20 protein-coding genes are annotated in these 19,645 nt (G+C 73.2%); 5 read left to right on the top strand and 15 right to left on the bottom strand.

The annotated features are described in order from the left end of the window. Position 1: 1 nt before the first annotated feature. Both treY and glgX read right to left on the bottom strand, forming a co-directional pair. Positions 2–2,260, bottom strand: a complete 2,259-nt coding sequence (treY, locus tag OP18_RS11835) for a malto-oligosyltrehalose synthase (RefSeq protein ID WP_033358830.1) — start codon at positions 2,258–2,260, stop codon at positions 2–4. A 3-nt stretch (positions 2,261–2,263) separates the two neighbouring features. Beyond that, entirely contained in the window at positions 2,264–4,369 is a 2,106-nt protein-coding gene (gene glgX, locus OP18_RS11830; RefSeq protein WP_033358829.1) for a glycogen debranching protein GlgX, read from the bottom strand. Positions 4,370–4,624: 255 nt separating this feature from the next. On the opposite strand from glgX, the gene OP18_RS11825 reads away from it, so the two are divergent. Together OP18_RS11825 and OP18_RS11820 are read left to right on the top strand one after the other, a co-directional pair. Beyond that, the gene (locus OP18_RS11825) at positions 4,625–6,673 is read left to right on the top strand and encodes an amylo-alpha-1,6-glucosidase (RefSeq protein WP_245635346.1); all 2,049 of its coding nucleotides are present in this window, start codon (positions 4,625–4,627) and stop codon (positions 6,671–6,673) included. 37 nt (positions 6,674–6,710) lie between these two features. Further along, entirely contained in the window at positions 6,711–8,195 is a 1,485-nt protein-coding gene (locus OP18_RS11820; protein WP_162189777.1) for a glycosyltransferase family 4 protein, read from the top strand. Between the two features lie 41 nt (positions 8,196–8,236). On the opposite strand, the gene OP18_RS11815 is transcribed toward OP18_RS11820, so the two are convergent. The 12 genes from OP18_RS11815 to clsA all read right to left on the bottom strand — a co-directional run bounded on the left by OP18_RS11815 (position 8,237) and on the right by clsA (position 17,116). Beyond that, complete coding sequence (locus OP18_RS11815; RefSeq protein WP_033358828.1) at positions 8,237–8,854, bottom strand: DUF2461 domain-containing protein; 618 nt, start codon at positions 8,852–8,854, stop codon at positions 8,237–8,239. Between the two features lie 9 nt (positions 8,855–8,863). Beyond that, positions 8,864–9,502, bottom strand: coding sequence for a DJ-1/PfpI family protein (locus OP18_RS11810; protein WP_033358827.1), 639 nt, complete (start codon positions 9,500–9,502; stop codon positions 8,864–8,866). Continuing rightward, positions 9,493–10,452, bottom strand: coding sequence for a GlxA family transcriptional regulator (locus OP18_RS11805; RefSeq protein ID WP_033358826.1), 960 nt, complete (start codon positions 10,450–10,452; stop codon positions 9,493–9,495). Before OP18_RS11805 ends, OP18_RS11810 begins: the two co-directional genes overlap by 10 nt. A gap of 136 nt (positions 10,453–10,588) precedes the next feature. Next, positions 10,589–11,179 (bottom strand): MerR family transcriptional regulator, encoded by a 591-nt coding sequence (locus tag OP18_RS11800; protein ID WP_033358825.1) that lies wholly within the window; start codon positions 11,177–11,179, stop codon positions 10,589–10,591. Positions 11,180–11,358: 179 nt separating this feature from the next. Then, positions 11,359–11,823, bottom strand: a complete 465-nt coding sequence (locus OP18_RS11795; RefSeq protein ID WP_033358824.1) for a bifunctional nuclease family protein — start codon at positions 11,821–11,823, stop codon at positions 11,359–11,361. Positions 11,824–11,963: 140 nt separating this feature from the next. Further along, the gene (ftsR, locus tag OP18_RS11790) at positions 11,964–12,611 is read right to left on the bottom strand and encodes a transcriptional regulator FtsR (protein WP_033358823.1); all 648 of its coding nucleotides are present in this window, start codon (positions 12,609–12,611) and stop codon (positions 11,964–11,966) included. Between the two features lie 100 nt (positions 12,612–12,711). Then, positions 12,712–13,152 carry an oxoglutarate dehydrogenase inhibitor Odhl gene (odhI, locus tag OP18_RS11785; RefSeq protein WP_033358822.1) on the bottom strand — a complete coding sequence of 147 codons (441 nt, stop codon included), beginning with the start codon at positions 13,150–13,152 and terminating at the stop codon, positions 12,712–12,714. Between the two features lie 244 nt (positions 13,153–13,396). Further along, the gene (gene gcvH / locus OP18_RS11780; RefSeq protein ID WP_033358821.1) at positions 13,397–13,780 is read right to left on the bottom strand and encodes a glycine cleavage system protein GcvH; all 384 of its coding nucleotides are present in this window, start codon (positions 13,778–13,780) and stop codon (positions 13,397–13,399) included. Positions 13,781–13,795: 15 nt separating this feature from the next. After that, entirely contained in the window at positions 13,796–14,824 is a 1,029-nt protein-coding gene (locus tag OP18_RS11775) for a DUF881 domain-containing protein (protein WP_052386563.1), read from the bottom strand. Positions 14,825–15,315: 491 nt separating this feature from the next. Continuing rightward, on the bottom strand, positions 15,316–15,648 hold the full coding sequence (locus OP18_RS11770; protein ID WP_033358820.1) for a small basic family protein: 333 nt from the start codon (positions 15,646–15,648) through the stop codon (positions 15,316–15,318). Next, a complete protein-coding gene (locus OP18_RS11765; protein WP_052386562.1) occupies positions 15,645–16,508 on the bottom strand; it encodes a DUF881 domain-containing protein in 864 nt (287 codons plus the stop codon). Before OP18_RS11765 ends, OP18_RS11770 begins: the two co-directional genes overlap by 4 nt. Continuing rightward, positions 16,505–17,116: a cardiolipin synthase ClsA gene (gene clsA / locus OP18_RS11760; RefSeq protein ID WP_033358819.1), complete on the bottom strand. Its 612-nt coding sequence runs from the start codon at positions 17,114–17,116 to the stop codon at positions 16,505–16,507. Before clsA ends, OP18_RS11765 begins: the two co-directional genes overlap by 4 nt. Positions 17,117–17,217: 101 nt before the next feature. Between clsA and OP18_RS11755 the strand changes: the two genes are divergently transcribed. Continuing rightward, positions 17,218–18,138, top strand: coding sequence for a phosphotransferase family protein (locus OP18_RS11755; protein WP_033358818.1), 921 nt, complete (start codon positions 17,218–17,220; stop codon positions 18,136–18,138). 74 nt (positions 18,139–18,212) lie between these two features. Here OP18_RS11755 and OP18_RS11750 read toward each other — a convergent pair whose 3' ends face one another. Beyond that, complete coding sequence (locus OP18_RS11750; protein ID WP_033358817.1) at positions 18,213–18,605, bottom strand: PLD nuclease N-terminal domain-containing protein; 393 nt, start codon at positions 18,603–18,605, stop codon at positions 18,213–18,215. Positions 18,606–18,668: 63 nt separating this feature from the next. On the opposite strand from OP18_RS11750, the gene OP18_RS11745 reads away from it, so the two are divergent. Beyond that, on the top strand, positions 18,669–19,193 hold the full coding sequence (locus OP18_RS11745; RefSeq protein ID WP_033358816.1) for an orotate phosphoribosyltransferase: 525 nt from the start codon (positions 18,669–18,671) through the stop codon (positions 19,191–19,193). A gap of 82 nt (positions 19,194–19,275) precedes the next feature. Beyond that, positions 19,276–19,635 carry a YybH family protein gene (locus tag OP18_RS11740; protein ID WP_033358815.1) on the top strand — a complete coding sequence of 120 codons (360 nt, stop codon included), beginning with the start codon at positions 19,276–19,278 and terminating at the stop codon, positions 19,633–19,635. The last annotated feature ends 10 nt before the right edge of the window (positions 19,636–19,645 follow it).

The raw sequence follows: 19,645 nt of genomic DNA, 5'->3' as shown, positions 1-19,645 counted from the left end.
GCTACTCCCTCACCAAGAGCGCGACGGGGTACGTCGCCAGGATGTCGCCGACCCGGGTGGAGTCCACGGCGCGGCCGGTCAGCACGTCGGTCCAGGCGCCGCCGGGGAGCTTGAGGTCCTCGGCGTCCCAGCCGCCGGCGGCGGCCAGCCGCAGCGGCAGCCGGGTGGCGACGGTCAGGGCGCCACCCCGGTCGAACGCGACGGCGTGCCCGGCGGCGTCGCCGGTGACCGGCACCGGGTGGTAGCGCTGGAACAGCTCCGGCCGGTCCCGCCGCAGCCGCAGGGCGCGGCTCACCACGAGCAGCTTCGCCACGCCGGAGTCGTCGACCGGCGGGGGCGCCGCCGCGGCGTCGAGCGCGGCGAGCAGATCGCGGCGCTCGGCGAAGTCGACGGGGCGGCGGTTGTCCGGGTCGACGAGGGAGTCCTCCCACAGCTCGGTGCCCTGGTAGACGTCCGGGATGCCGGGCATGGTGAGCTGCACCAGCTTCTGGCCCAGCGCGTTGGACCAGCCGAACGGCCGGATCCGCCGCACGATCGCGTCGACGTCGGCGCGCAGGGCGGCGTCGTCGTCGAGGCGGCGCACGGCGGCGGCGAATGTCGCCTCGAACGCCTCGTCGGGCGCGTCCCATGAGGTGGAGCGGTTCGCCTCGCGGGCGGCCTTCGTCAGGTACGCCAGCAGCCGGTCCGCGCCGATCGGCCACGCGCCGACGACGGTCTGCCAGAACAGCGCCTCGAACGAGAAGTCGGGGATGCCGGCCCGCCCGTACAGGGGCATGAGCAGGTCCGGCGCCTCGGACAGCACGGCCAGGCGGGCCCGCACGTCCTCGCCGCGTTTCGTGTCGTGGGTCGACAGGGTCGTCATGCCGGCCGGCCACTGCTCGAGGCGGCGGGCGGCGGCCTCGTGGAACTCCTGCGGCGGCACCCCGAACCGGGACGGGTCGCCGCCGACCTCGTTGAGGGCGATGAACCGGTTCCACCGGTACATGGCGGTGTCCTCGACGCCCTTGGCCATGACGGCGCCGGTCAGCTGCTGGAACCGGGCGCACAGCTCGTCGGCCGGGTCGGTCAGCCGCGGGGTCAGCGCGTCGAGGGTGCCGGCGAGGTCGGGCCGGCGGCGTTTCGTCTCGGCGACGGCCGCGTCGAAGTCGGCCCGGCCGTACGGCAGGTACGTGCGGTACACGTGGAAGTTCGCGGCGAGCTCGCCGAGGGTCTCCGTTGTAGCGTTGGAGCCGGCGCTCGCGCCGGCTCCAACGCTTGGGGCGAGCGCGTCGAGACGGCGCAGCTCCGCCGGGAACAGCCGCCGGGTCACGTCCAGCTTCTGCTCGTGCGCCTCCTCGTCCCAGCCGGGCCCCTCGACGGGCGGCGCGCCGTCCGGGTCGACGAACAGGCCGCAGACCTCGCCGAGGGCGTCGTAGCCGGTGGTGCCGTCGACCGGCCAGTGCGGCGGCAGCGGCTCCCCACGCTCCAGGATCTTCTCCACCACCAGCCACGCGTCCGGGGCCCGTTCGCGCAGTGCGGTGAGGTAGCCGCCGGGGTCGCGCAGCCCGTCCGGGTGGTCGACCCGGATGCCCTGCACGTCGCCGTCGGCGACCCAGCGCAGCACCTCCGCGTGGGTCGCCTCGAACACGGCCGGGTCCTCGACCCGTACCCCGGCCAGCTCCGTCACCGCGAAGAACCGGCGGTAGTTGAGCAGCCGGTTGCCCAGCCGCCAGTCGACGAGCCGGTAGTGCTGCCGGTCGTGGACCTGCTGCGGGGTGCCGCCGCCGGTGCCGGGGGCGATCGGGAAGCGGTGCTCGTAGTAGCGCAGCTCGCCGTCCTCGACGGTCAGCCGCGCCAGGTCGGCCTCGTCGCCGAGGACGGGCACGACGAGCGGGCCGGCGGCCCAGTCGATGTCGAACCAGTCCGCGTACCGCGACTCCCGCCCGTGCGTGAGCACGTCCCACCAGGCCGGGTTCGCGGCCGGCTGGAACAGCCCCATGTGGTTGGGCACGATGTCCACGACCAGGCCCAGGCCCTGCTGGCGCAGCGCGGTGGCGAGCCGCCGCAGCGCCTCCGGGCCGCCGAGCTCCGGGTTGACCCGGGTCGGGTCGACCACGTCGTAGCCGTGCGGGGAGCCGGGCGTCGCGGCCAGCAGCGGTGCGGAGTACAGGTGGCTGGCGCCGAGGTCGTACAGGTAGCCGGCGAGCCCGGCGGTCGCGTCGAGGTCGAAGTCGGGGCGCACCTGCACCCGGTACGTGCCGGTCGGGAAGTTCGCGACCACGGCTCACACCGTCCGGTCGAGCACGACGAGGGACCGGTCCGGCACGACGAGGGTGCCGCCGGCGGTGTACGACACGCCGCCGCGGGCCGAGCCGGGCGCGGTCGCGATCACCAGCTCCCACTCCTTGCCGTAGTCCTGCTGCGGGATGACGAACTCGAGCGGCTCGTAGTGGGCGTTGAAGCACAGCAGGAACGAGTCGTCGACGTGCCGCTCACCGTGCGAGCCGCGCTCGGTGATCGACTCGCCGTTGACGAAGAGCATCAGGGCCTTGCCGAAGTGGTTGTCCCAGTCCTCCTCGGTCATCTGCCGGCCGTCGGTGGCGAACCAGGCCACGTCCGGGATCGGGGTGCCCTCGTGCCGGGTGACGGGCCGGCCGGTGAAGAACCGCCGCCGGCGGAACACCCGGTGCCGTTCGCGGAACGCGGCCAGCCCGCGGGTGAAGGCGAGCAGCTGCTCGTCGACGTTCTCCCAGTCGACCCAGCTGATGTCGTTGTCCTGGCAGTACGCGTTGTTGTTGCCGCCCTGGGTGCGGCCCAGCTCGTCACCGGCGGCGATCATCGGCACGCCCTGGGACAGCATGAGCGTGGTCAGGAAGTTGCGCCGCTGCTTGGCCCGCAGCGCGTTGATCTCGGGGTCGTCGGTGGGGCCCTCCACGCCGCAGTTCCACGACCGGTTGTGGCTCTCGCCGTCGCGGTTGTCCTCGGTGTTGTCCTCGTTGTGCTTCTCGTTGTAGGACACCAGGTCGTTGAGCGTGAACCCGTCGTGGCACGTGACGAAGTTGATGCTGGCGAACGGCCGCCGGCCGTCGTCCTGGTACAGGTCCGCCGACCCGCAGATGCGGCTGGCGAACTCGCTGAGGGTCGCGGGCTCGCCGCGCCAGAAGTCGCGGACCGTGTCGCGGAACTTGCCGTTCCACTCCGTCCACAGCGGCGGGAAGTTGCCGACCTGGTAGCCGCCGGGGCCGACGTCCCACGGCTCCGCGATGAGCTTCACCTGGTTGACGACCGGGTCCTGCTGCACGACCTCGAAGAACGTGGAGAGCCGGTCGACCTCGTAGAATTCGCGGGCGAGGGTGGAGGCGAGGTCGAAGCGGAACCCGTCGACGCGCATCTCCGTCACCCAGTACCGCAGCGAGTCCATGATGAGCTGCAAGGTGTGCGGGTTGCGCACGTTGAGGCTGTTGCCGGTGCCCGTGTAGTCGGTGTAGTACCGGTTGTCGTCGTCCTCGAGCTTGTAGTAGTGGCCGTTGTCCAGGCCCTTGAAGCCGAGCGTGGGGCCCAGGTGGTTGCCCTCGGCGGTGTGGTTGTAGACGACGTCGAGGATCACCTCGATGCCGGCCGCGTGCAGCGCCTTGACCATGCCGCGGAACTCCTGGACCTGCTGGCCGCGGTGCCGCCGGGCGTAGCCGTGGTACGGGGCGAAGAAGCCGATGGTGTTGTAGCCCCAGTAGTTGGACAGGCCGAGCTCCACCAGGCGCTGGTCGTGCACGAAGTGGTGGACCGGCAGCAGCTCCAGGGCGGTCACGCCGAGCCGGCGCAGATGCTCGATGATCGCCGGGTGGGCGATGCCGGCGTACGTGCCGCGCAGCTCCTCCGGCACCTCCGGGTGCCGCATCGTCAGGCCCTTCACGTGCGCCTCGTAGACCACGGTGTGGTGGTACGGCACCCGCGGCGCGGCGTCGTTGCCCCAGTCGAAGTACGGGTTGACCACGACGGCCTTCGGCATGAACGGCGCGGAGTCCGCCGTCGACATCTGCTCCGGGTCGTTGAAGTCGTAGCCGTAGACGGCCGGGTCCCAGGCGATGTCGCCGTCGATCGCCTTCGCATACGGGTCCAGCAGCAGCTTGTGCGGATTGCACCGCAGCCCCCGCGACGGGTCGTACTCACCGTGGACGCGGAAACCGTAGCGCTGGCCCGGCTCGACCCCGGGAAGGTACGCGTGCCACACGAACGCGTCGACCTCGACGAGTTTGATGCGCTCCTCGACGTCGTTGTCGTCGAAGAGGCACAGTTCGACGCCCGACGCCACTTCGGAGAAGATCGCGAAGTTCGTGCCCTGCCCGTCGTACGTAGCACCCAACGGGTACCGGTTGCCCGGCCACACCTGCATCTGAAGCTCCTGCTCTATCGGCTGGCACCGGTGTTCAACCGATGCCGCGTTGCCACGGTGTTACGTGCGTCGAAAGTTCACGCGCGAGTACGCGCGAAGCTGGCTGCCATATGCCCAACGCCACCAATAATGAATCGTGCAGCACTGCGCGTCGGATCTCCGACAGTGGCCCTGACATGCCGCTGGGATGAATCACACGCGAATTTCGTCGTGGCGCGCGTTTCAACCGAGGGAGTTCAGATCATAGTTGGGCACATGCCCCCCGGATCGGTCATGATGTTCGGCCCCCATGTCTGCGGCTCGGCGGCCGGGTTCGAACACGAATGGCTCGTCACCGACGGGACCGGCGGATACGCGACCGGCACGGTCGCGGGTCTGCGCACGCGCCGCTACCACGGCCTGCTCGTCACGCCGCAGCGGCACCTCGCGCTCGCCGCCCTCGACCCGGTCCTCACCCTGCCCGGCGGCGCCGAGGTGCGCCTCGCCGTGCACGAGTGGGCGTCCGGGGCGATCGACCCGGCCGGCCACCACCACCTGGAGCACTTCGAGGTCGCCGACGGCGTGCCCCGCTGGCGCTGGCGGGTCGGCGACGTCGTGCTGGAGCGCGAGCTGGCGATGACCCACGGCGGCAACAGCGTCGCCGTGGTGCACCGGCTCGTCGCCGCGCCCGCCGGGGTCGCCGTGCGGCTGACGCTGACGGCGCTGTGCACGTGGCGGCACGCCGACGTCGAACGGGACCGGACCACCCCGCCGCCCGCCGTCGCGCTCGCCGGCGACAGCGGGTTCACCGTCGAGGACACCTACCGCGTCGACGGCCCCGACTTCCGGCCGGTCGGCGAGTGGTACCTGGACGCGTACGCGCGCGAGGAGGCCGCCCGCGGCCTCAACCCCGTCGAGGACCTGTGGGCCGCCGGCACGTTCCAGGCCGCCCTCACCGCCGGGGAGACCCTGTCGGTGTCGGCGTGGTCCGGTGACCTGGACACCGTGCCGCCGCCCGCGCCGGAGGTCGTCGCCGCCGCCCGCCGCCGGGCCCGCCGGCTGCTGCGGACCGCGGCCACCGCCGGCGCCCGCGACGCCGTCGACAAGGCCCTCGTCCTGGCCGCCGACACGTTCGTCGTCACCGGCGCCGGCGGCACGCCCGAGGTCGTCGCCGGGTACCCGTGGTTCGGCAGCTACCTGCGCGACACGATGACCGCCTACGAGGGGCTGTTCCTGGCCACCGGCCGGTTCGCCGACGGCGCCCGGCTGCTGCGGGCGCACCGCGACCTGCCCGAGCGGATGCGCCCCGGGGCCGGGAGAGCGGCGCTCGGCGACGCCGACGGGCCGCTGTGGTTCGTGCACGCCGCCGAGCGGCACATCGCCCGCACCGGCGACGACGCCCTCGCCGCCGAGCTGCTGCCGGCGCTGGAGGGGGTGATCGCCGCGTACACGAAAGGCACCGCCGACGGGGTGCGCGCCGACCCCGCCGACGGGCTGCTCGTCATCGACGCCGACGAGTCCGGCCTGACCTGGATGAACGCCCGCCTGCCGCGGGGCCCGATCACCCCGCGCGACGGCAAGCCCGTCGAGCTCAACGCCCTGTGGGCCAACGCGCTCGGCGCCGTCGGCGCGCTGCGGGAACGCTGCGGCCGCGACGGCTCCGTCGTGCAGGCCCGCCGCGACGCGGTGAAGGCACAGTTCGTGAAGCGGTTCCGCGCACCGGACGGCTGGCTGTTCGACGTCGTGGACGCCCAGCCGGCCGCCTACCCGAAGGGCGGCGGCAGCGTCCACGACGACGCCGTGCTGCGCCCCAACCAGGTCCTCGCGTTCAGCCTGCCGTACGCGCCCGGCGCCGACGAGGCGCACCTGCGCGAGCACGTGCTGCGGGCCGTCGGCGCCGCCCTGCTCACCCCCCTCGGGCTGCGCAGCCTCGCCCCCGCCGAGTACGGCTACCACGGCACCCACCGCGGCGGGGTCGTCGCCCGGGACACCGCGTACCACCAGGGGACGGTGTGGCTGTGGTGGCTCGGCCCGTACGTGGAGGCGTGCCTGGCGGCCGGGCTGCCGGTCGACGCGGTCCTCACCGCCGCCGAGGCGCACGTCGCCGAGTGCGGCCTCGGGTCCGTGAGCGAGATCGCAGAGGGTGACGCTCCGCACCGCCCGACGGGCGCCCCCTTCTCCGCCCGCTCGGTCGCCGCGCTGCTGCACGCACGGTCCGTAATCAGGGAGAACCGCAAGTTGCAGTCGGCATCATCCACCACACCACCGCCCACGAAATTGGCCCGCGAAGCTGCTCCGCGCAAGCGCCGCAACGCGCTACGGTGACAGTCGGCGTCGAGAGGTATCCGCTATGCGCGTATTGATGATCGCCTGGGAATTCCAACGTCCGACGACCGATGATGCGCCCCGCGGGCGTATCGCCGCACTGTCCACCGCCCTGGTGGCCGCCGGCCACGCCGTGACCGTCGTCACCCGGCACGACCCGTCCGTCGGCGCCGCCGTCGCCGGGGACGTGACCGTCGTCGACGGCGTCCGCGTCGTGCACGCCGACGCGCCGCCCGCCGACACCACCGGCGGCCTCGAGCACACGATGGCCGTCAACCACCTGCTCGCCGAGGCCGCGCGGCGCACCGTGCCCGACGAGGGCTACGACGTCATCCACGCCCACGACTGGCTCGTCACCCACGCCGCCGTCACCCTCAAGGAGTCGCTCGGGCTGCCGTTCGTCGCCTCCATGCAGGCCACCGAGGCGGGCCGGCACCAGGGGTATGTCACCGGCGAGGCGAGCCGCTCCGTGCACTCCGTCGAATGGTGGCTCGGCTCCGAGGCGTGCCGGGTGATCGTGCCGACCGACTACCTGCGGTGGGAGGTCCAGCACCTGTTCGACATCCCCGCCGGCCGGGTCGACGTGGTGCCCAACGGCATCGACCCCGACCTGTGGACCGCGACGCCCCGCGAGGTGCGCGCGGCCCGGCTCCGCTTCGCCGGTGAGGGCCCGCTGCTGGTGTTCGCGGGCCGGCTCGTCGCCGAGAAGGGCGTCCAGGACCTGCTGGCGGCCCTGCCGACGATCCGCGACCGGCACCCCGGCACCCGCGCCGTGGTCGCCGGTGACGGCGACTACCGGGCCGCGCTCATCGAGGAGGCCCGCAAGCGCAAGCTGCACCGCGCCGTGAGCTTCCCCGGCCACCTCGACCAGCGCACCCTCGCCGCGGTCCTGGCCGCCGCCGACGCGTTCGTCATGCCCAGCCGCTACGAGGCCACCGGCACCGTCGCGCTGGAGGCCGCCGCATCCGGCGCCGCCCTGGTAGTCGCGTCGACCGGCGGGCTGGCGTCCATCGTCGAGCACGGCGTCACCGGTGTCCGGTTCCCCGTCGGGGAGCCCGACGGACTCGCCGACGCCGTCAGCGCCCTGCTGCAGGACCCGATGCTCGCCCAGGCGCTCGCGTCGAAGGCCCGGCAGATGGTCCGCGACCGGCACTCGTGGCAGGCGACCGCCGAGCGCACCGCCGCCGTCTACGCCGAGGCGGTCGCGGACGCGCCGGCGTTCGAGGCGCAGCGGCAGACCACCCTGGTCGGTGGCGGCCTGCCCGTGGTGGTCGTGCCGCCCGGCAACCTCCTCGCGGACCCGCCGGCGGTGCCGGTCGGTGAGCCGCCGGAGCTGCTGGTCCGGGCGGCCGCCGAGGAGGCCGCGTGGGAGGCGGGCGCGTCAGCGGCCCGTGAGGCCATGCGGACCGAGGGCGGGCTGTGGCTGGACGCCGCCGAGCGGGAGGCCGCCGAGCTCGCCGAGGCGGCCCGGGCCGCCGCCGCGCCGTTCGACGTGGTCCTTGCGGCGGTGGAGCGCCGCTGAACGCATGACCGATCCCGGGGGACCGTTCGGGTCCTCCGGGATCAGGTGTGCGTGGCCAGCCACTCCTGCAGCGGCGCGCACGAGCGCAGGAACGTCACCACGTGCGTCTTCGCCTTCGCCGTGCCCAGCCACGGGCGCAGCTCGAACTGGTGCCACGCGATCAGGCCCTTGTGCCGCAGCAGGTCACCGCGCGGGTGGTCCTTCGGGTAGCCGCGCGGCACCGACTTGAGCTGCTCCCGCGACGTCACCGAGGTGCCGTGGGCGGCGAGGTCGGCGACGATCGCGGCGAGCCGCTCGCCGCTGGCGTCGTCGGCGACGGCCTGGCGGAACTTCGCCAACTGCGGCGGGTCCATCATGTACGCCCCGGCGCCCGCGGCGAGCCCGGCGGCGGTCAGCTGGATGTAGCCACCACGCTCGAACGACGCCGCGCACGACGTCTTGTACGGCGACTTGTCGGCGCTGAACCGCACGTCCCGGTACGGCCGGAAGATCTTCGCCGGGCCGAACTCGGGCTCCAGCTCGGCGAGCAGCTCGGTCATCGGGGCGCGGACCTTGTCGTCGTAGACGGCCTTGTGCGCCGTCCAGTACGTCTTGGAGTTGTCCGCCTCAAGACCGTCGTAGAAGTCGAGGGCCTCGGCGGGCCAGCCACGGAACGCCACGCCCGCAGTCTACGTGGACATGACCAGGCCGGGGTTGGCCCGCAGCCGCGACACGAGCGCCGGCGGCGCGGTCCGCGGCGAGCCGGCCGTGAACGGCGGCCGCGGGTCGTACTCGGTGGCGAGCTGGATCGACTGGGCGACGTCCGGGCCGGCGATCGTGGCGGCGAGGGTGAGCGCCAGGTCGATGCCGGCCGAGACGCCGGCGCCGGTGACGTACTTGCCGTCCCGGACCACCCGCTCGGGTGAGGGGATGGCGCCGTAGCGGGGCAGCAGGTCCAGCGCGAGCCAGTGCGACGCTGCCGTGCGGCCCCGCAGCAGGCCGGCGGCGGCGAGGATCACCGAGCCCGTGCACACCGACGTCGTCCACGTCGTCGCCGGGTCCACGGCGCGCAGCCACGCGTGCAGCGCCGTGTCCGACGTCTGCGCGCGCACGTCGGGCCCGCCGGGGACGAGGACGAGGTCCGGGGCGTCGCAGTCGGCCAGGGCCCGGTCGGCGACGAGGCGCAGCGCGCCGGTGTCGGTGCGCACCGGGCCGGCCGTCACGCCGGCGAACGTGACCGTGGCACCGGGCAGCCGGGACAGCATCTCGTACGGGCCGATCGCGTCGAGCGCGGTCATCCCGTCGTACACGACGAAGATCAGGTGCATGTGAACCGCTCCTTGTAGTCGGTCGGGGTGACCCCGAGCGTCCGCACGAACGCCCGGCGCATGGCCTCGCCGGTGCCGTAGCCGCAGGCGCGCGCCGTGTCCTCGACGTACGCGCCGTCCTCCAGGTGCCGGCGGGCGGTCTCCAGGCGGACCCGGTCGACGTAGCGGCCGGGTGGGGTGCCGACCTCGGCGGTGAACGCCCGGCTGAACTGTCGCGGCGACAGGTTCGCGAGCCTGGCCAGGGCGTCGACGCGCAGGTCGCCGGCGGGGTGCTCGGCGATGTGCCGCTGCACCTCCCGCAGCGGGTCGCGGGCGGCGACCTGCGCCGCCAGCTGCGCGCTGAACTGCCGCTGCCCGCCGGGCCGGCGCACGAACATCACCAGGTGCCGGGCGATGGTGAGGGCGATGTCGCGGCCGTGGTCGGCCTCCACGACCGCGAGGGCGAGGTCGATGCCGGCGGTGACCCCGGCGGACGTCCACACGTCGCCGTCGCGGACGAAGATCGGCTCGGTGTCGACGGTGACCCGCGGGAAGCGGCGGGCGAGGGCGCCCGCGTGCCGCCAGTGGGTGGTGGCGCGCCGCCCGTCGAGCAGACCGGCCTCGGCGAGCAGGAACGCCCCGGTGCACACCGACGCCACCCGGTTCGCGCCCGGCGCGGCGGCGCGCAGCCAGGCGACGAGCCGCGGGTCGCCGGCGCGGGTGCCGGTGCCGCCCGGCACGACGAGCACGTCGGCGCCTGGCGCTCCGGTCGGGTCACCGGTCAGGTCCTCGTCGGGGGTGATCCGCAGCCCGCTGGACGTGGTGACGGCGCCGCCCCCGACGCTGCCGGTGCGGATCGTGTACGAGCCGGGCCTGGCCTGCTCGGCGCCGGCGAACACCTCGACGGGGCCGGTGACGTCGAGGCTCTGCACGCCGTCGAAGAGGGCGACGAGGACCCGCTGGGCTGCCATGCCTGCGATCCTCACCGGCGCCGCGCGGTGTCCGCAACGACGCGGATCCCACCTTTCCTGCCATGCCGCCGGGCACGGAAACGCCGGCCGACCGTGGGGGTTGGTCGACCGGCGTGGTGGTCGCGGTGGTGGGACGTCAGCCGGCGCGGCGGCGGGCCCGGCGCATCGCCAGCTCGTCGCCGCCGGTGGCGGCGAACTCGTCGGTGGCCGTGGGGGCCTCCTCGGCGGGGGTGGCCGCCTCGGCCGGCAGGTGCGACAGGGTGCCCTCGATCTCCTTGAACGCGCCGGAGATCGCGATGCCGAACACGCCCTGACCGCCCTGGAGCAGGTCGACGACCTCCTCGGGGGAGCGGCACTCGTAGACGGTGGTGCCGTCGGAGATCAGGGTGATGCCGGCCAGGTCGGCGACGCCGCGGGAGCGCAGGGTGTCGATCGCCTTGCGGATGTTCTGCAGCGAGACGCCGGCGTCGAGGAGGCGCTTGACCACCTTGAGCACGACGATGTCGCGGAACGAGTAGAGCCGCTGGCTGCCGGAGCCGGCCGCGTCGCGCACGCTCGGCACGACCAGCCCGGTGCGGGCCCAGTAGTCGAGCTGCCGGTAGCTGATCCCGGCGGCGTGGCAGGCGGTCGGACCGCGGTAGCCGACGTCGTCGGACTTGGCGAAAGCGCTCACCGAAACCGTGTCAGCAGCATGACCGGGTATCCCGGGATCGGGCGGCTGTTGCATTGCGACCCACCTCCAGCGTCAACACGGCAACCCTATAGCGCACCTTGAGGGTCTGCGTGGAGGTAACGCCGCGACACGCCGCGTGTCGGTGCGCCGAATTTTCCGCGCGTCGCCACTGTGACCGTTTGTCCTGATTCGCCGTCCGGTACCGGAGGCGGCGGGTGGCCACAGTGCCGAACCTACCCGGCGAAGTCCTCCGGGCGAACCTGCTCCAGGAACTCGCGGAACTTCTCCACCTCGTCCTCCTGCTCGTCCGGGATGACGATCGCGGCCTCGGTGAGCACCTGGTCCGCGCAGCGGATGGGTGCGCCGACGCGCAGCGCCAGGGCGATCGAGTCACTCGGCCGGGCGGAGACCCGCACGTTGTCGCCGATGACGAGCTCGGCGTAGAAGATGTTGTCCCGCATCTCGACGATCTCGACCGCCTTCAGCGGGGCCTTGAGCGCCGCCAGCATGTCGCGCATCAGGTCGTGGGTCAGCGGCCGGGCAGGCTTGACCCCCTGCTGCTCGTAGGCGATCGCGGTCGCCTCCACCGCACCGATCCAGATCGGCAGGTAGCGGTCGCCGTCGACCTCCTTGAGCAACACGATGGGCTGATTGGTAGGCAGCTCCACGCGTACACCGACCACATTCAGCTCTCGCACTGCCCGCCTCCGTGTCGACTTGCCACTCCCTGCACGGTACACGGGCACAGGGGCGGTCGTGCCACTCGCGCCACCGCACAAGTGCGCTCAGTGGCGAAGATCGCTCCGGTCGAGGGTGCCGGGGAGGGTCCCCGGAGCGGTCATTTGCCCAGGATCTCCCGCAGACCGGCACGTACCAGCGCGGCATGCACCCGCTGGGTCAGCGCCGCCAGCTCGTGCACCGTGTCGGCCGCCCGGGCCCGCGCCGCCGGGTTGCTGTGCCGGGTCATCGGCGACACCAGCTGGCTGAACAGGCCGACCTCGCGGTCCGCGGCGGCCCGGTAGGCGCGCAGGTGGCGCGGCTCGACGCCGAACTCAGCCAGCCGCGCCGCCGCCGTGGCGACCTCCAGGGCGTCGGCGTCGTAGCCCCCGCCCGGCCGGGCCCGCAGCAGGCCGTACTCCTCCAGGGCGCGCAGCGTGGCGTCGCCGAGCCCGGCCTTGTCCAGCAGCTCGTCGCGGGTGAGCCGGATCTCCACGGGCGCCTCGACCGGCACCGCCTGCGACACGTCCGTGAGCGGGTCACCCATCGTGGCCAGGTGCTCACGGATCACCCGCAGCGGCAGGTACTGGTCGCGCTGGGCGGTCAGCACGTACCGCAGCCGGGCGATGTCGGTCCAGGTGTACTTGCGGTACCCGGCCGGGGTCCGGCGGGGCTCCACCAGACCCTCGGTCTCCAGGAACCGCAGCTTCGAGATCGTCACATCGGGGAAGTCGGCGCGCAGCTGCGCGAGCACCTCACCGATGCTCATCAGGCGCTCCCCGCGGGCAGCGCCAGGAGGACCGCCACGGTCGTGCCCGTCGCGGTCCTGCGGTGTGTCCCAGGCGGCTGCCGTCGCCCCCGTCATCGCCTCAGCTCTCGTCGGGGCGCGGTCCTGCCACGAACACGAGGCGGAACTTGCCGATCTGGACCTCGTCGCCGTTGCTGAGGGTGGCGGCCTCGACCCGCTCACGGTTGACATAGGTGCCGTTGAGGCTGCCCACGTCGCGGACCGTGAACGTGCCACCCTCGCGGTGGAACTCGGCGTGGCGCCGGGACACGGTGACGTCGTCGAGGAAGATGTCACTGTCGGGGTGACGGCCGCTGGTCGTCACGTCGTGGTCGAGCAGGAAGCGCGCGCCGGCGTTGGGCCCGCGGCGCACGGCCAGCAGGGCCGTGCCCGGCGGGAGTGAACCCGACACGCGGGTGGGGACCACGTCGTCGTCCGGCCCGGCGATGGCATCCTCAATGGCGCCAAGGTTGAGCGTGGACGTGACGTCGAGCGGGGGGAACTCGTCGTCTGGGCGCGTCATGGAACCACCTCACGGTCGTCTTCTCGGGTGTCCTCCGATGCGACAGGCCGATGCATACGGTTGACTGAGCGAGCCTAGTCACGCCCGAAATCACGGGTCAACCAGACGCGCGGCACCGTATTGCCGCAATTCCTGTCGCGGGTCGTCGGACGTTGTCTTCTCGTGCTGCTCGCGTTTCCGCTTTGCCGTGCTCAATCGGCCGATTCGCGGATCAGCCGATGTCGGTGAGCCGTATTGTCGCGGCTCAGCTGTTTTCCGTCAGCTCCCGGTACGCCGCGGCGTCCAGCAGCGCGTCGACCGCCGCCGGGTCGTCGGCCTTGAGCTCGACCAGCCAGCCGTCCCCATACGGGTCGGAGTTGAGCACCTCGGGAGTGGCGTCGAGGGCCGCGTTGACCGCGACGACCTCACCCGACACGGGCGCGTAGATCTCGGACACGCTCTTGGTCGACTCGACCTCACCGAACGCGTCACCGGCCTGGACCTTCGCACCGACCTCGGGCAGCTGCACGAAGACGATGTCGCCCAGCGCCTCCTGTGCGAAGTGGGTGATGCCGACCTTGAAGGCGCCGGCCTCGGCCGGTGCGAGCCACTCGTGCTCCGCCGTGTAGCGCAGATCCTCGGGAATCACGTCGGTCCTTAGTCGTCAGGCGGGTTTTGCGTACTGCAACTCACCGGCGGTGTGCAACGCGGTCACGCGCACCGGATCCGCTGCACGCACCAGAACCGTACCGCCGTGCTGCCGCACGCTGTCCACCACCCCTCCGGGGATGTTCAGCGCCGTGCGCATGGTGTCCGGTCCGCCGATGACCATGATCGTATAGGGTGCGGCGAGACTCAGCCCGGCGACCACCAGCCGGTCGTTGTCACCGTCCACGAAATACGTCGACGCGACGACCCGCACCGTGCCGCCGTCGTGCCCGTTGATCTGCATCGCCTCGGCCCCGGCGCCCCGCAGCTCCTCGACCGCGTCCAGGATCACCTCCGCCTTGACCTTCTCCGTCCCGGGTGTGATCTCGATCGACAGCCCGGGCCCCTCCGCCGGCAACGTCCCGGCCAGGATCCCCAGCTCGTCGGCGCGCTTGCGGGCCTCCGCCAGGGCTGCGTCGCGCCCCTGCGCCCCCGAGTCCAGCTGCCGCCGCGTCTCCTCCAGGTCCCCGATCTCCCGCCGCAGCCGGTCCTGCTGCGCGTCCAGGTCGGACAGGATGCGCACCAGGTCCTCCGGCCGGGCGGCCGCCAGCCCGGCGTCGGAGTTGCTCGCCTTGAACTGCACCGAGATGGCGAACCCGAGCAACCCGACGAGCAGCGCGATCACCATCCCCGTCCCACCCCGCAGCCACCCCGCCCGCGTGGTCCTGCCGGCCCCGGCTGTGGCCAGGTCACTGTCGCTGTTGCCGTCGCTGCCGTCGTGGCCGACCCGGTCACCCACGCTGCCGGTCGGGGTGGCTGCCTCATCCGCGCCGGGGCCCGCCATGGTGACCCCGTCACCCGCGGGGGTGGTGTCGCCGGGAGCGCCGGACTCACCCGCCCTGCCGGCCGCCGCGGTGGTGGCCGGGTCTGCCGCGCCGGGCGTGGCGGGGGTGGCCTCGTGTCTGGCCTGACCGGTCGTGCCAGCGTCGTCGTCTGCCGCGCCGGGCGTCGCGGGGGTGGCCCCGTGCCCTGCCTCACCGGTCATGCCAGCGTCGTCGCCTTCGGAATGCACCACGTGTCGGCCCCCTTCCTTGCCCGACATTTCGGAAATGTCGCCCGTTTGGGGAATGTGTGCAGGGAGCTGTTCTGAGGGAACCGGGCTCGATGGTCCGGCCTGGGGTCTGGGTCCGGGGGATTGCTCCGAGGGAACCGGGCTGGACGGTCCCGCCTGGGGTCTGGGTCCGGGGGATTGCTCCGAGGGAACCGGGCTTGATGATCCCGCCTGAGGGCTGGGTCCGGGGGATTGCTCCGAGGGAACCGGGCTCGACGGTCCCGCCTGAGGGCTGGGCCCAGGGAGTTGCTCCGAGGGGAGTTGGCTCGATGGTCCGGCCTGGGGTCTGGGTCCGGGGGATTGCTCTGAGGGAACCGGGCTGGACGGTCCCGCCTGACGGACGGGGCGAGGCGACGGCGGGCGCCGGCGGGCGTCCTTGCCGTCGTTCGACGCCGCGGGGTCCCGGTCCGGGGCGGGCGTGGCGGTCATGCCCGGAACAGGTGGCGGCGGATGGCGGCGGCGTTGCTGAAGATCCGCACGCCCAGGACGACCACGACGCCGGTGGAGAGTTGGCCGCCGACGCCGAGCTGGTCGCCCAGGTACACGATGAGGGCGGCGACCAGCACGTTGGACACGAACGACACGACGAACTGCTTGTCGTCGAAGATGCCGTCGAGCTTGGCCCGCACGCCGCCGAAGACGGCGTCCAGGGCGGCCACGACGGCGATCGGCAGGTACGGCTGCAGGCCCAGCGGCACGGTCGGCTCGAGGAAGATCCCCGCCGCGACCCCGATGGCGAGCGCGATGACCGCGATCACCGGCGACCTCCTGAGGGTGAGGGTGAGGCCGGGACCGAGGGGGACGGGGCCGGCGGGTGGGCGTAGCGCAGGGGCGGTTCTGGGGCGGCGGCCAGGACCAGGGCCTTGCGGGCCTTCACGGCGAACTGCATCCGGTAGTTGTCGACGTACCGGCGGAAGCGCTTGGCCGTGGCGGAGGCGGAGAAGCGGTCGGTGAGGTCGGACGGGCCGATGGCGGCGACCTCGTACGGGCTGGTGACCGGCCTGAAGTCGACCAGGATCACGCCGCCCGCGGCGCGGATGGTGCTGGTGGCGGTGAGGCGCTGGCCGTTGACGGCGATGGCCTCGGCGCCGGCCTGGAACAGGCCGTTGGCGACGTCCTGCAGGTCGCGGTCCAGCACGATGCCGAGGTTCTCCTCGGCGGTCTTGCCGGTGACCGGGTCGACCTGCGGGGGCGCGTCGGCCACGCGGACCACGACCCCGTCGCCGGTGACCTTGCCGGTGCCGGCGCGGGCCGCGAGGCCGCGCAGCCGCGCGGCGCCGGACGCGTCGGCGAGGGCGTCGTCGCGGGCCTGGTCGACCTGGGCGCGCAGCGCGTCGACCCGGCGTTGCAGGTCCTCGGCGGTGCGCTGCCGGGAGCGGACGTCGGCGACCAGGTCGTCGCGGGCCCGGCTCGCCGACGGCGCCTCGGCGACCGCCTGGTGGTACGCCACGGCGAGCAGGAACCCGACGGCGGTGAGGGTCACCGCGCGGGCGGCCCGGCCCCACCGGGGTGGGGGTTCGCCGGTCGCCGCGCGGCGGGCGGCGGCCTGCGCGTAGCCGGGGTCGAGCGGCGTGCGGAACAGGTCGCCGAGCAGGTCGTCGCGGCGAGCGAAGGTCACGAGGCGTCGGAGGCTTGCAGCCGGCCGGCCCGCACGTGGATCGCGGCCTGGATGAAGTAGAAGACGGCGGCGACCCAGTACAGGACGATGCCCCACCACAGCAGCGCCCAGCCGCTCGGCAGCGCCCACGGGCGGGCGGCCTCGCTGAACTTCGCCAGCAGCATCATCGGGAAGCCCATGAGCAGCACCGCGGTCGCGGTCTTGCCGACGTAGTGCACCGGCGGCGGGCCGTGGCCGAGGACGCGCAGCACGACCAGGCACAGCACCATGACCGCCTCGCGGGCCAGCAGCGCGATCGTGAACCACCAGGGCACGACGTCCTTGAACGTCAGCGCGAACAGGGTGGCCAGGATGTACAGCCGGTCGGCGAGCGGGTCGAGCAGCTCGCCGAGGCGGCTGACCTGCTTGAGGCGCCGGGCGGCGAAGCCGTCGACCCAGTCGCTGAGCCCGCCGACGACGAGCACGGCGATCGCCCAGCCGGTGGCGTCGGTGGCGAGGAAGAGGTACAGGAAGAGCGGAACACCCAGCAGACGGGCGAAACTGATCAGGTTCGGCACGGTGAGCACCGGGCCGAGGCCCTGACGCTGCGTGCCTTCGTCGCGGTCCACCGTCCGCCCGCTTTCCCCGATCACCTGTACGACGCCCGGAATGCTAGCAGCCCACGATCGGGTTCTCGCGCAGGCACGGCCGGGAGTGCGAGGATCGTGCGATGGTGCAGGCTTCCGGGGTACGCATCGGCTGGGACGACCTGCCGTCGACGGTGCACGCGGCGGTCACCGCCATCCTGGGCGGCCCGGTGGTGCGGGCCGTGTCGCAGCCCGGTGGGTTCTCGCCCGGCACCGCCGACCGGGTCCTGCTGGCCGACGGATCCCGGGCGTTCGTGAAGGCGGTCAGCGCCGCGCAGAACGCGCACAGCGTGCAGCTGCACCGCACCGAGGCCAGGGTCACCGCGATGCTGCCGGCCGACGTGCCCGCGCCGCGGCTGCTCGGGTTCCACGACGACGGCACGTGGGTGGCGCTGGTGTTCGCCGACGTGGAGGGCCGGCAGCCGCACGTACCGTGGCAGGACGACGAGCTGGCGGCGGTCCTCGACGCGCTGCGCCGCCTGCCGGTCCCGGTGTCCGGGCTGCCGTCGCTGCCGTCGCTGCTGGCGGACAGCTTCGGCGGCTGGCGGCGGCTGGCGGCCGACCCGCCCGCCGCCCTCGACCCGTGGGCGGCGTCCAACCTGGACCTGCTCGTCGAGCTCGCCGACCGCGGCGTCACGGCGCTCGCCGGCGACCGGCTCGTGCACGTGGACATCCGCGCCGACAACCTGCTGATCCGGCCCGACGGCTCGGTCATGGTCGTCGACTGGCCGGGCGCGGCGGTGGGCGTGCCGTGGTTCGACACGCTGTCGTTGCTGCTCAACGTCCGCCTGTACGGTGGCGCCCCGTCCGACACCCTCCTGGACGTCTTCGAGCCGGACCCGGCCGACGTGACGGCGGTGATCGCGGGGCTGGCGGCGTTGTTCACCGACCGCGGCCGGGAGCCCGACCCGCCCGGCCTGCCCACGCTGCGCCGGTTCCAGCAGGACCAGGCCGCCGTGATGCTGCCGTGGCTGCGCGCCCGCCTCGCCGCCGGCCTGGCCTGACCCCGGTCTCGGCCTGACCCTTTGGTTTCGGCCTGACCCTTTGGTTTCGGCCCGGCTGCCCGCCGGGCGGGGGCCTACTGCGGGCGTTCCTCCTCGCGGCGGCGCAGCTCCTCCTCGCGGCGGCGCAGGTCCGCCTCCCACCGGCTGAACATGTCCTCGTCGTCGCGGCGGGACCGGGCGATCTGGCGCAGGAACTCCGGGTCGTCGTCCGGTGCCACGGGCCGCGGGCGCTCCCGCTCGGGGAAGCCGCCACCGGGCCGCCACGTGCCGCCGGCGCGGACCGCCTGGGGACGGCCGGCGACGTACCAGGCGATCCATCCGACGGGGGAGAACAGCAGGATGATGAACACCCACGCGACCTTCGGCAGGTTGCGCACCCGGTCCTCGTCGCTGGAGAGGCAGTCGATGAGCGCCACGACCAGCATCACCAGGTCGATGAGGAAGAGCAGTCCATAGAGGCGTATCACGCGGCACATCATGGCAGCACCTGCCGCCGTTGTCTGTCCCCGTGAATGGGATGATGCACGTCCGTGGAGACCGTTGACCTCGCCGCGGCCATCGCCGCCCGGTGCCGCCTGAGCGGTTCGTTCGTCCTGCGCTCGGGCAGGACCGCGACCGAGTACTTCGACAAGTACCAGTTCGAGGCGGACCCGGTCCTGCTCGACGCCGTCGGTGCCGGGCTCGCCCCGCTCGTGCCCGCCGGCACCGAGGTCCTCGCCGGCCTGGAGATGGGCGGTATCGCCGTCGTCGTCGCCCTGGCCCGGCACGCGGGGCTGCCGTGCGCGTTCGTGCGCAAGGCCGCCAAGCCGTACGGCACCCGCCGCCTCGCCGAGGGCACCGACCTCGCCGGCCGCCGGGTCCTGCTCGTCGAGGACGTGGTCACCTCGGGCGGGCAGATCGCCATCTCCGCCGCCGAGCTGCGCCAGGCGGGCGCCGTCATCGAGCACGCGGTGTGCGTCATCGACCGTCAGGAGGGCGGCACCGAGGCCCTCGCCGCCGAGGGCATCACCCTGCACCCCCTGCTGACCCGCGACCTCCTCGACGCCGCCGGCTAGACGCGAGCCGCGCCATGAACGGCGCGCTGGTCCGGGGCCGTGCGGGATCGCGGTCGGGGCGGGCAGGGGGTAGGAAGAGGGGATGACGGACCTCGAGGCGGTGACCGACTGGGTGTCGGGCTACGTGAGGGCGTGGAACAGCAACGACCGCGAGGAGATCGGCGGGCTGTTCGCGCAGGACGCGGTGTACTACCCGGCGCCGTACGACGAGCCGTGGCGGGGGCGGGCGGCGATCGTGCGGCAGTGGCTGGCCCGGCGGGACGAGCCCGGCGAGACGGCGTTCACCTGGCATCCGGTGACGGTCGGGCCGGACCTGAGCGTCGTGCAGGGGGTGACGGTGTACCCGGACCGGGTGTACAGCAACCTGTGGCTGATCCGGCTCGACACGGTCGGGCAGTGCCGCGAGTTCACCGAGTGGTGGATGCGCCAGCCGGGCCGGTGAGGCAGGACGG

The sequence above is a fragment of the Dactylosporangium aurantiacum genome (assembly GCF_000716715.1).
In the GTDB taxonomy this organism is placed as follows: Bacteria; Actinomycetota; Actinomycetes; order Mycobacteriales; family Micromonosporaceae; genus Dactylosporangium; species Dactylosporangium aurantiacum.
This window is presented reverse-complemented; position numbering and strand designations above follow the sequence as displayed.